Origin of the sequence: Azospirillum palustre, from assembly GCF_002573965.1 — a bacterium.
Classification (GTDB): domain Bacteria; phylum Pseudomonadota; class Alphaproteobacteria; order Azospirillales; family Azospirillaceae; genus Azospirillum; species Azospirillum palustre.
The window spans coordinates 2,269,858-2,283,198 of sequence record NZ_PDKW01000043.1; the positions used below are offsets into that span (position 1 = coordinate 2,269,858).

Annotated in this window: 15 protein-coding genes; 7 read left to right on the forward strand and 8 right to left on the reverse strand. The window is 68.4% G+C overall.

What is annotated here, in order from left to right; translation table 11 throughout:
- Positions 1–61: 61 nt before the first annotated feature.
- Positions 62–1,699 (forward strand): hypothetical protein, encoded by a 1,638-nt coding sequence (locus CRT60_RS33025; RefSeq protein ID WP_098740595.1) that lies wholly within the window; start codon positions 62–64, stop codon positions 1,697–1,699.
- Between the two features lie 34 nt (positions 1,700–1,733).
- Here CRT60_RS33025 and CRT60_RS33030 read toward each other — a convergent pair whose 3' ends face one another.
- Complete coding sequence (locus CRT60_RS33030) at positions 1,734–2,432, reverse strand: TetR/AcrR family transcriptional regulator C-terminal domain-containing protein (protein ID WP_098741159.1); 699 nt, start codon at positions 2,430–2,432, stop codon at positions 1,734–1,736.
- Between the two features lie 112 nt (positions 2,433–2,544).
- On the opposite strand from CRT60_RS33030, the gene CRT60_RS33035 reads away from it, so the two are divergent.
- Positions 2,545–3,189 (forward strand): MSMEG_1061 family FMN-dependent PPOX-type flavoprotein, encoded by a 645-nt coding sequence (locus CRT60_RS33035; RefSeq protein WP_098740596.1) that lies wholly within the window; start codon positions 2,545–2,547, stop codon positions 3,187–3,189.
- A gap of 187 nt (positions 3,190–3,376) precedes the next feature.
- Positions 3,377–5,257, forward strand: a complete 1,881-nt coding sequence (gene htpG, locus CRT60_RS33040) for a molecular chaperone HtpG (protein WP_098740597.1) — start codon at positions 3,377–3,379, stop codon at positions 5,255–5,257.
- Positions 5,258–5,432: 175 nt separating this feature from the next.
- Here htpG and CRT60_RS33045 read toward each other — a convergent pair whose 3' ends face one another.
- A complete protein-coding gene (locus CRT60_RS33045; RefSeq protein WP_098740598.1) occupies positions 5,433–6,590 on the reverse strand; it encodes a sensor histidine kinase in 1,158 nt (385 codons plus the stop codon).
- 460 nt (positions 6,591–7,050) lie between these two features.
- Between CRT60_RS33045 and CRT60_RS33050 the strand changes: the two genes are divergently transcribed.
- The 4 genes from CRT60_RS33050 (at position 7,051) to CRT60_RS33065 (ending at position 9,363) form a co-directional block, all read left to right on the forward strand.
- Entirely contained in the window at positions 7,051–7,482 is a 432-nt protein-coding gene (locus tag CRT60_RS33050; protein WP_042701979.1) for a Fur family transcriptional regulator, read from the forward strand.
- A 199-nt stretch (positions 7,483–7,681) separates the two neighbouring features.
- Complete coding sequence (locus CRT60_RS33055) at positions 7,682–8,065, forward strand: hypothetical protein (RefSeq protein ID WP_193548474.1); 384 nt, start codon at positions 7,682–7,684, stop codon at positions 8,063–8,065.
- 100 nt (positions 8,066–8,165) lie between these two features.
- Complete coding sequence (locus CRT60_RS33060; protein ID WP_098740599.1) at positions 8,166–8,912, forward strand: HAD family hydrolase; 747 nt, start codon at positions 8,166–8,168, stop codon at positions 8,910–8,912.
- A gap of 76 nt (positions 8,913–8,988) precedes the next feature.
- Positions 8,989–9,363 (forward strand): response regulator, encoded by a 375-nt coding sequence (locus CRT60_RS33065; RefSeq protein WP_098740600.1) that lies wholly within the window; start codon positions 8,989–8,991, stop codon positions 9,361–9,363.
- Here the strand turns inward: CRT60_RS33065 and sigJ are convergent.
- The 6 genes from sigJ to CRT60_RS33095 form a co-directional block, all read right to left on the reverse strand.
- Complete coding sequence (sigJ, locus tag CRT60_RS33070; RefSeq protein WP_098740601.1) at positions 9,360–10,265, reverse strand: RNA polymerase sigma factor SigJ; 906 nt, start codon at positions 10,263–10,265, stop codon at positions 9,360–9,362. The genes CRT60_RS33065 and sigJ overlap by 4 nt on opposite strands.
- Positions 10,262–10,714 carry a carboxymuconolactone decarboxylase family protein gene (locus tag CRT60_RS33075; RefSeq protein ID WP_098741160.1) on the reverse strand — a complete coding sequence of 151 codons (453 nt, stop codon included), beginning with the start codon at positions 10,712–10,714 and terminating at the stop codon, positions 10,262–10,264. The genes sigJ and CRT60_RS33075 overlap by 4 nt, the downstream gene beginning before the upstream one ends.
- A 98-nt stretch (positions 10,715–10,812) precedes the next feature.
- Positions 10,813–11,070, reverse strand: a complete 258-nt coding sequence (locus CRT60_RS33080) for a hypothetical protein (protein WP_098740602.1) — start codon at positions 11,068–11,070, stop codon at positions 10,813–10,815.
- Between the two features lie 16 nt (positions 11,071–11,086).
- Complete coding sequence (locus CRT60_RS33085) at positions 11,087–11,587, reverse strand: DsrE family protein (protein WP_193548484.1); 501 nt, start codon at positions 11,585–11,587, stop codon at positions 11,087–11,089.
- A gap of 57 nt (positions 11,588–11,644) precedes the next feature.
- Positions 11,645–12,433, reverse strand: coding sequence for a HesA/MoeB/ThiF family protein (locus CRT60_RS33090; RefSeq protein WP_161958142.1), 789 nt, complete (start codon positions 12,431–12,433; stop codon positions 11,645–11,647).
- A 98-nt stretch (positions 12,434–12,531) separates the two neighbouring features.
- Positions 12,532–13,326, reverse strand: coding sequence for a hypothetical protein (locus CRT60_RS33095; RefSeq protein ID WP_098740605.1), 795 nt, complete (start codon positions 13,324–13,326; stop codon positions 12,532–12,534).
- Positions 13,327–13,341: the final 15 nt, after the last annotated feature.

The window sequence follows — 13,341 nt, forward strand, 5'->3', positions numbered from 1 at the left end:
GACCGGCCGAGCGTATCAAGATTAACGTGCTCCCTAAATCGTAGTTGGGAGTAGTTGCTCGATGCGTCTCCGCCGTTCTTCGCCCGCTCCGGCCCTGCCGGTCCGTTCCCTCAGGCCCGCCCTGATCGCCGGCGGCATGCTGGCTCTGGTGGCCGGCTGGTCGCCTGCCCAGGCCGCCCCGGCCGTCGACGACGCCGGCGCCAAGGCGCTCGCCGCGTCGCTGAAGAAGGATCTGCCCCGCTGGTTCCCGCCGCCCGCCGAGGATGGCGAGGGCATCGGCTTCGAATGGGAGGGCGAACCGACGGTCAAGCCGGCCGGCGACCATTACGACGTCGCGCTGCCGCGCCTGTCGGCCGAGGATGCGGAAGGCACCCTGTTCGACATCGGCACCATCCTGCTGGCGGTGACGCCGAAGGACGACAGCCAGTACGGCGTGTCGATCACGCTGCCCAGCGCCATGAAGGTGCAGAACCTCGACGACAACGACGAATATGTCGATGCCGCCACCATCACCATCGGCAAGCAGTCCTTCACCAGCACCTGGTCGGGTGCGCTGGAAACCCTGCTGACGGTCGACGGCGCCTTCAACGATCTGGCGGTCACCGCCGCCGGCGGCAAGGGCAAGCTGTCCATCGCCACCATGACCATGGTGCAGGACCTGAAGCCGGAGACCGCAACCGGCGGCGCCACCCTGTGGAGCGGCCCGGCCGCCTTCGCCTTCGGCGGCCTGTCGGTGCAGGACGACAAGAACAAGGAGCTGCTCAAGATCGGCGGCGTCACCACCGAGGCGACCTACAGCCGCGTCGACCTGACCAAGGTCAGCGCGCTGCAGAAGCTGTCCGAACAGACCGCCGCCAAGGGCGTGGCGCCGACTAGCTCCGAACTGCTGCCCAAGCTCCAGGGCATGTTCGGCGGCATCAGCGGCGCGATGCGCCTGTCCAACCTGTCCTTCGTCAATCCGGAGGACGGCACCGCGGTGGCTCTCGGCCATCTCGCCTTCCGCAGCGGCCTGACCGATCTCGACCAGGCGATGTCCACCGTCAGCATGGGCATCGAGGCGCGCGACTTCACCATGACGCCGTCGCCGGCCCCGGTCGCCTTCACCCCGCGCGCCTTCGAAATGAAGCTGTCGGTCGCCAAGCTGCCGAACAGCGCCCTGTGGAAGGCCTTCACCGAACTGGCCAAGAGCGCCGAGGCCGAAGAGGCCCCGCCGGCGAAGAAGGGCGCCAAGGCCAAGGCGGCCGCCCCCTCCTCGCCCTCGGCGGACGTGGTCATGCAGCAGGCGATGACCGCGATGGGCGAAGCCGGGACCGAGCTGCGCATCGACGCGCTGAACCTCGACACCCCGGCGACGGCCGGCACCGCCACCGGCGCGGTCAAGGTCGCGACCCAGGCCGCCTTCGGCGTCACCGGCGGCGCCACCGTCCTGCTGCGCGGCATCGACGCCGCGGTGAAGGCGATGCAGCCGGCCCCCGGCGCCAAGCCCGACAAGGAGACCCAGGATCTGCTCGCCGGTCTGGCGATGGTGCAGGCCCTGGGGCAGGCCGGCAAGGACGACACCGGCGCCGACACCCGCACCTACAAGATCGACATCACGGACGCAGGCCAGCTCCTGCTGAACGGCGCCGACATGACCGCCCTGCTGGCCGGCGGCAGCGAACCCGCCCCGGCCCCGGCGGAAAAGCCGAAGAAGAAGTAAGCCCGGCAGACGGCACGCCGAAGCTTCAGACCTGCTAGGCCCCCGATTCCGGCAAACCGGGATCGGGGGTTTTGTTTGGATTGGGGCTGGAAACGGGGACGGCAGCCCTCAACCCGTCGATCAGACGGTCCAGACCGAACCGGAAGCGGGCGTCGTCGTCATTGTCCGCGATCAGCAGCCTCACCGTGGCGGCGGCATGGGGATAGCGTGCCTCCTGCTCCGCCGTCAGCTGCTGCGCCACCCGTTTCAGGTCGATCCCCTCGCCGTTTCCACCGGGAGGCGGCAGGGTCGCCTGTTCCTCGATGGTGAAGCCGATCACGAAATACAGCACCGTGAACAGCATATGGGCCGCCGTGCGCTCGTCGGCGCCGGCGGCGCGCAGGGTCGCGATGGCGCGGTCGCTGACGTGCAGAACATTGTCCATGACCGGAAAGGTTCCGGCATAGACACGCGCCCCGTCGCGCCGGGACTTCAAGGCACGGCGGAACTCCGTCGCCATCTCCCGCAGCCACGCGTCCCAGGGCAGTCCCGCATCGGCAGGAAGCCTCATCTCCGCCAGCAGGGCGTCGGCCATCGCGTCGAGAAGCGCCTGCTTACCGGCGAAATGCCAATAGAGCGATGGCGCCTGGATCCGCAGCGCCCCGGCGAGGCGCCGCATCGTCAGCCCCTCGATCCCCACGTCATCCAGCAGGGTCATCGCGGCGTCGATGATGTCCTGTCGCTGCACACGCATGGCCATAAGTCCGCTTCTTCCTGCCGGGATTGACAAACTAACGCCGTTAGGTCAAATCTAACAACGTTAGTTTACCCGTCGCCGCGCACCGCGGCCCAGCAGAGGAACGCCCATGGATCCCCACCGCATCCACACGGTCGAGGCGCTGCGGCAGCTCTACGACATGCCGTCCGAGCGCATCGTGAAGATGAGCTTTCCCTTCCTCGACGATCACTGCCTGCGCTTCGTCGCCGAATCGCCGCTGGTCTTCGTCGCCACCATGGCGGAAAGCGGGATGGATTGTTCGCCGCGCGGCGGGCGTCCGGGATTCGTCCAGGCCGAAGACCGCCACACGCTGGCCCTGCCCGACTGGCCCGGCAACAACAAGCTCTCGTCGATCACCAACATCCTCACCTCCGACGGCGGCTGCGGACTGGTGTTCCTGGTGCCGGGGGTGGACATCTTCCTGCGGGTCAACGGCATCGCCACCGTGACCAAGGCCCCGCCCCTGCTCGAACGGCTGAGGGAAGAGGGACGCACCCCCAAGGCCGCCATCCGCCTGTCCGTGCGGGAAGCCTTCTTCCATTGCGGCAAGGCGCTGCGCCGCTCGCATCTGTGGCAACCGGATGCGTGGTCCGTGCCGCGCGACATGCCGTCTCCCGGCCAGGTGGTGAAGGACCAGGCGGGGCTGGCGGACCTGTCGGTCGAGCAGATCGACGCGATGTACCGGAAGGGACTGGCGGAACAGCTCTACAGCGAATCCCCGCATATGGAATGAAGACCGTCACTCCCGATGCGGCAAAGGAGAGGAGGCGGGACCTCCGGTTCAGCCCCCTCCACCGCGACACCCCGCCGCACACCTCCCGCGGTTGCACGGCACAAGCCTCTTGAACGGCCGGGACGCTTTCACATATCTCCGCCGTCTTGACGCCACCACCCGTGCAAAAACCAACGAAGGTGCCCCCATGACCGAGGAACGGCTCAGTTTTCAAGCCGAGGTCAGCCGTCTGCTCGACATCGTCGCCCACTCGCTCTACAGCGAGAAGGAAGTGTTCCTGCGCGAACTGGTCTCCAACGCGTCGGACGCCTGCGACCGCCTGCGCTACGCGGCGCTGACCCAGCCGGAACTCTCGGCCGACGATCCGAACCTCAAGGTCCGCCTGCTGGTCGACAAGGACGCGCGGACCCTGACCGTCGCCGACAACGGCATCGGCATGAACCGCGACGATCTGGTCGAGAATCTCGGCACCATCGCCCGCTCCGGCACCGCCGCCTTCATGAAGTCGCTGGACGGTGCCGAGAAGGGCGACGGCAAGAAGGACGTCAACCTGATCGGCCAGTTCGGCGTCGGCTTCTATTCCGCCTTCATGGCCGCCGATAAGGTGACGGTCCTGACCCGCAAGGCCGGCGAGCCCACCGGCTGGCGCTGGGAGTCCGACGGCAAGGGCGAGTTCACCGTCGCCGAGGCCGACGGCCTGCCGCGCGGCACGCAGATCGTCCTGCATCTGCGCGCGGGCGACGACGAGTATCTCGACGAGGCCCGTCTCGGCGGCATCGTCCGCAAATACTCCGACCACATCGCCATCCCGATCCTGTTCGGCGAGGGCGAGGACGCCAAGGCGCTGAACAGCGCGTCGGCCCTGTGGACCCGGTCGAAGTCGGAGATCACCGCCGACCAGTACAAGGAATTCTACCACCATGTCGGCCACGCCTTCGACGATCCGTGGCTGACCCTGCACTGGCGGGCCGAAGGGGCGCTGGAATACACCAACCTGCTCTATGTGCCCTCGACCAAGCCGTTCGACCTGTTCGACCCCAAGCGCGCCCACCGGGTGAAGCTGTACGTCAAGCGCGTCTTCATCACCGACTCGGCCGAAGGGCTGATCCCGCCCTACCTGCGCTTCCTGCGCGGCGTGGTCGACAGCGAGGATCTGCCGCTGAACATCAGCCGCGAGATGCTGCAGCACAACCCGATGCTGGCCAAGATCAAGGCCGGCATCACGCGGCGCGTCCTGTCGGAGCTGTCGAAAAAGGCCAAGGACAGCGAGAACGCCGCCGAATACGACAGCTTCTGGGAAAACTTCGGCGCGGTGCTGAAGGAAGGCCTCTACGAGGACTACGAGCACCGGGACGAGTTGCTGAAGCTGCTGCGCTTCCGCACCACCGCCGGCGACGAGCTGGTGTCGCTGGAGCAGTATGTCGCCCGCATGAAGGACGGCCAGGACGCCATCTACACCATCAGCGGCGACGACCTCGACACCCTGCTGCGCAGCCCGCAGCTGGAAGGCTTCAAGGCCAAGGGCGTCGAGGTGCTGCTGCTGACCGACCCGGTGGACGAGTTCTGGATGCCGTCGGTCGGTGTCTATGACGGCAAGCCGTTCAAGTCGGTGACCCGCGGCGGCGCCGATCTCGGCAAGATCAAGGGCGAGGAGTCCGAGAAGCCGGAGGAGAAGACGCCGGAGGGCGAGCTGACCGACCTCCTGGCCCTGCTGAAGCTGACCCTGTCCGACGCGGTGAAGGATGTCCGCAAGTCCGAACGCCTGACCGACAGCGCCGTCTGCCTGGTCGCCGACGACAACGACATGGACATGCATCTGGAACGCCTGCTGAAGCAGCACAAGCAGCTGAACGGCGAGGTCGGCAAGCGCATCCTGGAGATCAACCCGTCGCACGCCCTGATCAAGCGGCTGGCCGACCGGGCCAAGGGCAGCGGCGCCACCGACGCGCTGGAGGATGCGGCGTGGCTGCTGCTCGACCAGGCCCGCATCGTCGAGGGCGAACCCCTGCCCGACCCCGCCGCCTTCGCCCGCCGGCTGGCGAGCGCGATGGAGAAGGGCTTGGCGTAAACGCATCGGGATGACTTCCCTCTCCCGCCCCGGGAGAGGGAAGGGTGAGGGGTGATCCAAGAAACCATGCGGTTCGGGAGTCTTGGCCACCCCCTCACCCTCCCCACGCCTTCGGCGCGGGTCCCCTCCCTCTCCCGGGACGGGAGAGGGCAATTCAGGAGGGGCTTTTCCCGTTCTACCCCCGCCCCACCCGCCGGGGCGGGAAGACCAGCGAGATGGTGGTGCCCTCGTCGCGCCGGCTGACCACGTCGAGCCGGCCGCCATGCAGCTCGATCAGCCGCTTGGTCAGCGGCAGTCCCAGCCCGGTGCCGACCTGGCTGCGGGCCAGCGCACTGTCCACCTGTCCCCAGGGCTCCAGCGCCTTGGCCAGCTCCTCCCCGGTCATGCCGATGCCGGTGTCGTGCACCGACAGCCAGAGCGCACCGTCCACCGCCACGCGGCCGCGCAGCGTCACGATCCCGTCGGCCGGCGTGAACTTCACCGCGTTGGACAGCAGGTTCAGCAGCATCTGGCGCAGCTTGCGTTCGTCCGCCCGCAGCGGCGGCAGGTCCAGCGGCACCGCGGTGGCGATGCTGACGCCATGGCGCGCGGCCCGTTCGGCCAGCAGCCGCGCCGTGCCGATCGCCACCCGCACCACATCCACCGTCCCGTCCACCAGCTCCAGCCGGTCGGCATCGGCCTTCGACAGGTCGAGCAGGTCGTTGATCAATTCCATCAGGTGCCGGCCGCTTTCGGCGATGTCGCGGGCATATTCGCGATAGAGCGGAATGGCGTGCGGCCCCAGCACCTCCTGCTCCAGCAGTTCGGCGAAGCCCATCATCGCCGTCAGCGGCGTGCGGATCTCGTGGCTCATGTTGGCGAGGAAGGCGGTCTTGGCGCGGATCGCCTGCTCGGCCTGCCGGCGCGCCTCGTCCAGCTGGCGGGCGCGCAGTTCCGTCTGCTCGGCAGAGCGCGCCATCAGCCCGGTGACCGTGCCGACGCCCAGATAGCGGTCCTGCTCCACCACCAGGAAGCCGGTCACCAGCGCCGCCGGCTTCAGCCGCGCCAGCCGCCGCCCGATCTCCGCCAGCCGGGTCGCGCCGTCGATCAGCAGCGGATGCGGATCCATCAGGTCGGCGACCGTCCGCGTGCCGATCCCCTCTCCGCTGCCGTCCGGCAGCAGCCGGCCGCGCTCCAGCAGTCCGGCGACGCGGCCGTCGCCGTCGACCACCGGCAGGGCGGCAAGCTCCGGCTGGCGCTGGAAACGGGCAAGGGCGGCGGCGCAATCCTGCGAGGAGGAAAGCGGAGCGACCGGAACGGCCAAGCCGGCGGCGGTGAAGGCGGGTTCGTCCATATGCGGCTCCGCCGTGAACGAAGAGGTGGAAGGCGGGAAATCGAACGGCGTCACAGCGGCTTCCCTCCCTCCTGTCGGGCGTTGTCGGGCCCGGTGGATGTCCGGCAGGCGCGCCGCCCGGATCGGACGGCGCTTGCCCAAGGGGAAAACCTAGCAGCGGATTATGAGCAATTGGTTTCTACCCCGCTCCATGACGGCATCGCCCAATAGTCTGAAAGTATTATGTCCTTGGCGACGAAAGCCTCCTCCGCTCGGCCGTCCGGCGGGGACGTGGGTGTTTGAGAATGTCTCCGAAACACAGTATGATGGTCGGGTATTCGGGGTGCCGCGAACGGCCGGCCGGGGCGAACTGAACAACGCCTCCGTTGCCGGCTCTTTCCGCTGGCGTTCCGGGGCATCAGGGAGACCGGAGGGGCGAACCGCCGCCCGTCGAACGAAGACAGGATTACAGGGGATGTCCATGCCCTCGCGCCTCGAAGAACTGTGCGTGAAGAAGGGATTGAAGATGACCGACCAGCGCCGCGTGATCTCGCGCGTGCTGTCGGAGGCGACGGACCATCCCGATGTGGAGGAGGTGCATCGCCGTGCATCCGCCATCGACCCGCGCATTTCCATCGCCACCGTCTACCGGACGATGCGGCTGTTCGAGGAGGCGCACGTCATCGACCGGCTCGATTTCGGCGACGGCCGCGCCCGTTACGAAGAAACCAGGACCGATCATCACCATCATCTGATCGATGTCGACTCGGGCGAAGTGATCGAGTTCACCAACGATGAAATGGAACGGCTGAAGGAAAGCATAGCCCGCGAATTGGGCTATGACCTGATCGGCCATCGGTTGGAACTGTACGGCGTCCCGCGCAAACGCCGTGCCGATAAATCTGAGTCTTAACTATATGCGAAACCTGTTTTCGCTGCGCACAAGGGGTGGCGGCTGAGGTCGCCACCCTCCGGAATCGCCACCCGCATGACGGGTGGGTCAGGCGATCATCGCTTGCGGGGTGCATCGGGTGCCGGTCTGGACCTTGCGGGGCGCCGGCCCAAGGTTAGGCGAGGAGCAAACCTCAAAACAGACCGGAACCGGCCGCACCATGGATGACCGTCCCGACAACCGCCAGGGCCAGCCCCCCCACACCCTGCCCCCCCAAACCCGGCCCGAGAGCCCGCCGAGCACGGCCGGCCCCGCCTCCCCGACCCTCGTCGACCCCGTCCTGGAGCGGCTCGACCGCCTGTCGGATCTGCTGATGCGCCGCATCGACCGGCTGGAGGAACGGGTCCGCAGCCTGGAGCAGGACAATGGCGAGATCATCAACCTGCTGATCGCCGTCAAGGCCGGGCTGGAGGAAGCGTCAGGCGACCTGATCGCCCAGCTGGAGGAGGCCGACGACGGCACCGGGCAGGATGACGGCTCCGACGATGGCTCCGAAGACGGACCGCTGTTCGAGGTGCCCTGCGGCCCGAACATGCTGCATTGATCCGGACGCGCTTGTCCGCCTCCGCATCGGGTCAGGTCTTCCGCGATGTCGGCCTGAAACCCCTTGCCCGCCGCCCTGTGGCGGCCGGATAACTGCGGTCATGCAAACGACGTCATCCCCGCCGGCCGGCCTGGAGCCTCAGACCGGCATCGCGCCGCCCATGCCGCCGTCGGCGGCAACGCCGGAGCCGCTCCCGGGGGCAATGCCGGAGTCTCCGGTCTCCGGGCCGGCCGGCGTCGCCTTCTTCGACTTCGACGGGACGCTGATCCATGGCGACAGCCTGCCGATGTTCGTCGGCGAGGTGATCGGCCGGCGCCGCGCGGCCCTGGCGCTGGCCGACGCCATCCGTTCGGCCCTGCACCGCCATGTCCGCGGCCGCGGGCCGGGCTGCGACTTTCCGGGGTCGGTCAAGGCGATCTACCTGAAGCGCACGTTGCGCGGGCTGCCGGTGGCCGACGCGCTGGCCGCGGCCGAACGCATGGTGCCGCGTGTGCGCTGGCACCAGCCGATGCTGGACGTGCTGAAGGAGCATCGCCGCCAGGGCCGCCGCGTGGTGATCGCCACCGGCGCGCTCGACCTCTACATGCCGGCGCTGCTGCGCGGGCTGGAGGTGGACGATCTGCTGGCGACCGGCATGGAGGTGGTGGACGGCAGGCTGACCGGACGGCTCAGCACCGCCAACTGCGTGCGGCTGGACAAGGCGGACCGGGTGACCGGCTGGATCGCCGGCCATGGCCCGGTCGCCGCCACCTGGGGCTATGGCAACCATCCCAGCGACCTGCCGATGCTGGCGCTGATGCACAAGGGCGAAGTGGTCCGTATTCGACGAAGGTCGAACCGCAGGTAGCAAGCGTTTACAACCCCGCCGCCCGCCCGCATACTCCGTCTGTCCATAACAAAAACATGATGGACGGAGGGGAACCGTGGCTTTCAGCATCGATGCCGACATCCGGATGCCGGGCTATGGCGGACGCCGTGCGGTGATCGCCGATGCCGACCTCGTCCAGCGCGAGGCGCTGGCCGGCCATCTGTCCGGCCGCGGCTTCCAGGTCTCGCAGACCGACGACGCGCTGGAGGCGTTGACCATCATCGGTGCGGAGGCGCCGGCCGTGGCCCTGCTTCCGCTCGACCATGAGGGCGACGACGGCGACCGTGCCGCGGCGCTGGCGGCCATGCTCTATCCGCAGACGCGCATCCTGATGACCGGCCCGCGCATGCCGAACCTGCCCTTCCCCATCCTGCCCCGCCCGGTCGATCTGGCCGCGCTCGACCGCTGGCTGGACGAGGCCACCGCTTAAAAGAGGGCGACGCGCTCCAGCTTTTCCGGGTTGGCGATCTGATAGACCCGCAGGATCCTGCTCCCGGTGTCGCCGCAGGGGGCGATGTCGAAGGCCCACACGCTGCGGAACGCCCCGCCCAGATCGGCCAGCAGCCCCGGCCCGCCATTCACCCGCACCGGAATGAAGCCGAAGCTGACGCCGCGCTTGCGCTGGACGCCGATCAGGAAGCGGGCGATGCGGTCGGCGCCGAACAGCGTGTTGACCGCCGTCCGCACCATCCCGCCGCCGTCGCTCAGCCATTGCGCGTCGTCGGACAGCAGGGCGACGATGGCGGCATAGTCGCGCCGGACGCTGGCCTCGGCGAAGGCATCGGCCAGACGCCGCCCGGCATCCGCGGAGTCGGCCGGCTGGCCCCAGGCGGCAGGCTCGGCCAGCCTGGCGCGGGCGCGCCGCATGATCTGGCGGCAGGCCTCCACTGACTTGCCGAGCATCGCCGCGATCTCCGCATAATCGAGGTCCATCGCCTCGCGCAGGACGAAGACCGCCCGCTGGTCCGGCGCCAGCCGTTCCAGCAGCAGCAACATCGCCAACGGCACCGACTCGGGGCCCATGCCGTCCTCCGGCTCGGAGTCCCAGCCGGCGACCTCCGGTTCGGGCAGCCACAGACCGTAATAGCGCTCCCGCGCCACCCGGGCGGACCGCAGCCGGTCGAGCGCCAGCCGCGTCACCAGGGTGGTGAGATAGGCGGGGGCCGACCCGACGCTGCCGGGCGCCACGGCCGACCAGCGCAGCCAGGCGTCCTGCAGCGTGTCTTCCGCCTCGGCCACCGAGCCGAGCAGCCGGTAGGCCAGGGCGCGCAGCCGCGCCCGCTCGCCCGCGAAGGCGGCGAGCGCGGTGTCCGGGTCGGCCAGCGCCGTCACGCCGCCATCCCGACGGCGGTGCCCTCGATATGCTGGGCGATGCCGATGCGGTTCCAGGCGTTGATCTGCGCTGCCGTCACCGTCAGCTGGGCGATCTGCTCGGCGTCGAAATGGCGTTGCAGCTCCCGGTACGCTTCGTCGATGCGGTCATGCTGGGTGCGGGTCAGCACCTCGGCCCAGGCGAAGGCGGCACGCTCGTCCGGCAGGAACAGGTCCGACCGCTCCCACCCGGCAAGGGCGGCGATGCGCTCCTCCGACTGGCCGTCGTGGCGGGCTTCCTTGCTGTGCAGGTCGATGCAATAGGTGCAGCCATTGATCTGCGACACGCGCAGGTCGATCAGGTGGATCAGCCCGGTCGGCAGGCCGCTGCTGCGGATCGCCTTGGAAGCGCCGTAGAGCGTGGCGAACAGGGACGGCGCGTCGGCGGCGACGGTGAAACGGAATGCCATGGTGTTCATCCTCATCTGGAGTGTCATCGCCCCCATGACGGGACAGACCGCTCCGGCGTGACGCATGGCTGACTTGCGCTCCACTCAAGCCCTGGTTTTCAGGCGTCGCTGAGCATGCCCACCGCCTCGCGCAGGATGGCGGTCTTGGCGGCGAACCGCCCCTCCGGATCGCTCTCGCCGATCAGCTGGATCATGATCCCGAGGGCATGGGCGACGCGCGGTGCCATCCCCGGCCGTTCCCGCACGCGGGTGGCGAGGTCGGCCAACGCCGGCCGGTAGGGTCGTCCCTCGAATCCGTCGGTGGCAATCGACTCGAACCGGTTGGCGAGGTCGAGGATCTCGCGGTTGTCGCTCATGCGCGTTCCAGTACTGTCAGACGAACAGCATGCCGCCGCCGCCGGGCGCCCCGCTGGACGCATGGTTCAGGAAGGTGACGACGCCGCCGGTGGCGACCGGCACGTCCGCGCGCAGAGAGACGCCGGGCGGCAGCCCCAGCGCCCGCAGCCCCATCTCGCAGGCCATCACCGTGACGCCCATGGCGACGCAGGCCTCCAGCAATTCCTCGAAGGTGGCGAGGCCGTGGGTGGCGAAATAGCGGTCGCGCGCCACCGGCGTGCTGCCGTCGTCGGCCGGGTCCAGGTCGTGCCAGCCCAGCACGCCCGGCTCCGTCTCGTGCACCAGGGCGCGCAGCGCGCGGCCGGTGAAGAACAGCGTGACCTTGCGGTTGGTGGCCGCAGCGGCGCTGGCCATCACCAGCGCGTAATGGACCCGGTCGAAGCCGCCGGCGAACAGCACGATGGACAGGGCCGATGTCCCGCCGGCTCCGGCAGCCGGCACAGGACTGGGCACAGGACTCGGCCCAGGATTCGGCATGGTCTCAGGCAGGGCAGTGGACATGATGGCCGCCTCCCATGTTTGCCACGGCGCCCGTCAGTGGGCGGAGAGGTCGTGGATCGTCCGATGATCGCCGCAAAGCGCGCAGTCGGGATCCCGCTTGATGGCGATGCGCTGATAGGACGCATAGAGCGTGTCCATCAGCAGCAGGCTGCCCGACAGGCTTTCGCCCAGCCCCAGCAGCTCCTTCAGCACCTCCGTCGCCTGCAGCGAGCCGACGGAACCGGCCAGCGCCCCCAGCACGCCGCCTTCCGAACAGGACGGCACGGTGCCGCGCGGCGGCGGTTCGGGGAACAGGCAGCGATAGCAGGGGTGCGGCGCGCCCAGATGCGCCTTGAAGGTGCTCAGCTGCCCGTCGAAGCGCAGGATCGCCGCCGACACCAGCGTCTTGCCGGCCAGGAAGCAGGCGTCGTTCAGCAGGAAGCGCGTGGCGAAATTGTCCGACCCGTCGGCGACGAGATCGTAGCCGGCGATCAGATCCATCGCGTTGTCGCGGTTGATCCGCGTGCGGTGCGCCTCGACCCGGACATCGGGGTTCAGCGCCTGGATGCGGGCGGCGGCGCTCTCCACCTTCGCAAGGCCCAGCGTCGATTCGTCGTGGATCACCTGCCGTTGCAGGTTCGACAGATCGACCGTGTCGTCGTCGACGATGCCGATGGTGCCGACGCCGGCCGCCGCCAGATAGAGCAGCAAGGGTGCGCCCAGGCCGCCGGCACCGACGACCAGCACCTTGGATTGCAGCAGCTTTTCCTGGCCGATGCCGCCGACTTCCGGCAGCACGATGTGGCGGGAATAGCGGTGAAGCTGGGTGTCCGTGAAGTCCATGGCCCGCAGCATAGCGCAAGGACGGGCCGTTGCAGCAACATTCGATGCCGCGATTTCCGAGAAGCCGGCAGCGCGCAATCGCCGCGATGGAAAAACCGTCAGGCCTTGGTCGAGGTTTTGGTCGTCCCCTGGGACGCCCATTGCTGCAGGCGGGACTGCCGCTCGCGCAGCGTCTTCTGGATGGCGCTTTCCTGATTGGTGCCCGATTCCGTCAGGTCCGGATTGCGCGGGACCAGTCCCAGCCGGAAATCGGTCGGCGACTTCAGGTCGGACGGCGGCACCACCACCATGGTGTATTGGCCGGGTTGCAGCTTGTAGGTCGGCTTCTGCAGGAAGTTCTGCTGGGCGTCGGGCTTGCTCGAGTCGCTGGCGGCGACCACCTTGCCGTCCTTGTCCATCATCGCCCAGCGCGTGTTGGGCAGCGAGATGTCGGCGGTGAAGGTGCCGCCCTGCACGACGTTGAAGGTGTGCTTCTGGACGCCGGTGTCGCCGTTCCCCGGCGGCTGGGCGGTGCCCTTCAAGCTCGCGCCGCCGGCCGTCACCAGGATGTTCTGCTTCTCGGTGACATCCATCGAATAGTCGCGCACGCCCGCCGCGCGGTTGCCCTGGGAAAAGGTCGCCGTGTAGGTGCCGGGACCGAGCCGCGCGCTGGCATCCGCCGTCGATTCGTTCGACCGGAGGCTGGTCACCACCTCGTTGCGGTCGTTGCGGATTTCGACGTTGGTGAAGCTGTTGTTGATCTTGAAGTTGTATTCGCCGGCCTTGCTGACCGTGAAGGTCTGGCTGTCGGCGTTCGCTCCGTCGGCACCGACACCCGTCGTCCTCCCCTTGAACTGGGAGAAGGCGCTGCTCGACAGGTTCGGAACATAGGTGGACGTGGAAATATCCGTCATGGCGGTCACTCCCCG

Bases quoted from the DNA above. Each gene is read 5' to 3' on its own strand.
- CRT60_RS33045 (WP_098740598.1), bottom strand. From the start codon at position 6,590: ATGGACGAACCCGCCTTCACCGCCGCCGGCTTGGCCGTTCCGGTCGCT.
- CRT60_RS33060 (WP_098740599.1), top strand. From the start codon at position 8,166: ATGCAAACGACGTCATCCCCGCCGGCCGGCCTGGAGCCTCAGACCGGC.
- CRT60_RS33095 (WP_098740605.1), bottom strand. From the start codon at position 13,326: ATGACGGATATTTCCACGTCCACCTATGTTCCGAACCTGTCGAGCAGC.
- htpG (WP_098740597.1), top strand. From the start codon at position 3,377: ATGACCGAGGAACGGCTCAGTTTTCAAGCCGAGGTCAGCCGTCTGCTC.
- CRT60_RS33085 (WP_193548484.1), bottom strand. From the start codon at position 11,587: ATGCCGAATCCTGGGCCGAGTCCTGTGCCCAGTCCTGTGCCGGCTGCC.
- CRT60_RS33050 (WP_042701979.1), top strand. From the start codon at position 7,051: ATGCCCTCGCGCCTCGAAGAACTGTGCGTGAAGAAGGGATTGAAGATG.
- CRT60_RS33090 (WP_161958142.1), bottom strand. From the start codon at position 12,433: ATGGACTTCACGGACACCCAGCTTCACCGCTATTCCCGCCACATCGTG.
- CRT60_RS33030 (WP_098741159.1), bottom strand. From the start codon at position 2,432: ATGCGTGTGCAGCGACAGGACATCATCGACGCCGCGATGACCCTGCTG.
- CRT60_RS33025 (WP_098740595.1), top strand. From the start codon at position 62: ATGCGTCTCCGCCGTTCTTCGCCCGCTCCGGCCCTGCCGGTCCGTTCC.
- CRT60_RS33055 (WP_193548474.1), top strand. From the start codon at position 7,682: ATGGATGACCGTCCCGACAACCGCCAGGGCCAGCCCCCCCACACCCTG.
- CRT60_RS33080 (WP_098740602.1), bottom strand. From the start codon at position 11,070: ATGAGCGACAACCGCGAGATCCTCGACCTCGCCAACCGGTTCGAGTCG.
- CRT60_RS33075 (WP_098741160.1), bottom strand. From the start codon at position 10,714: ATGGCATTCCGTTTCACCGTCGCCGCCGACGCGCCGTCCCTGTTCGCC.
- CRT60_RS33035 (WP_098740596.1), top strand. From the start codon at position 2,545: ATGGATCCCCACCGCATCCACACGGTCGAGGCGCTGCGGCAGCTCTAC.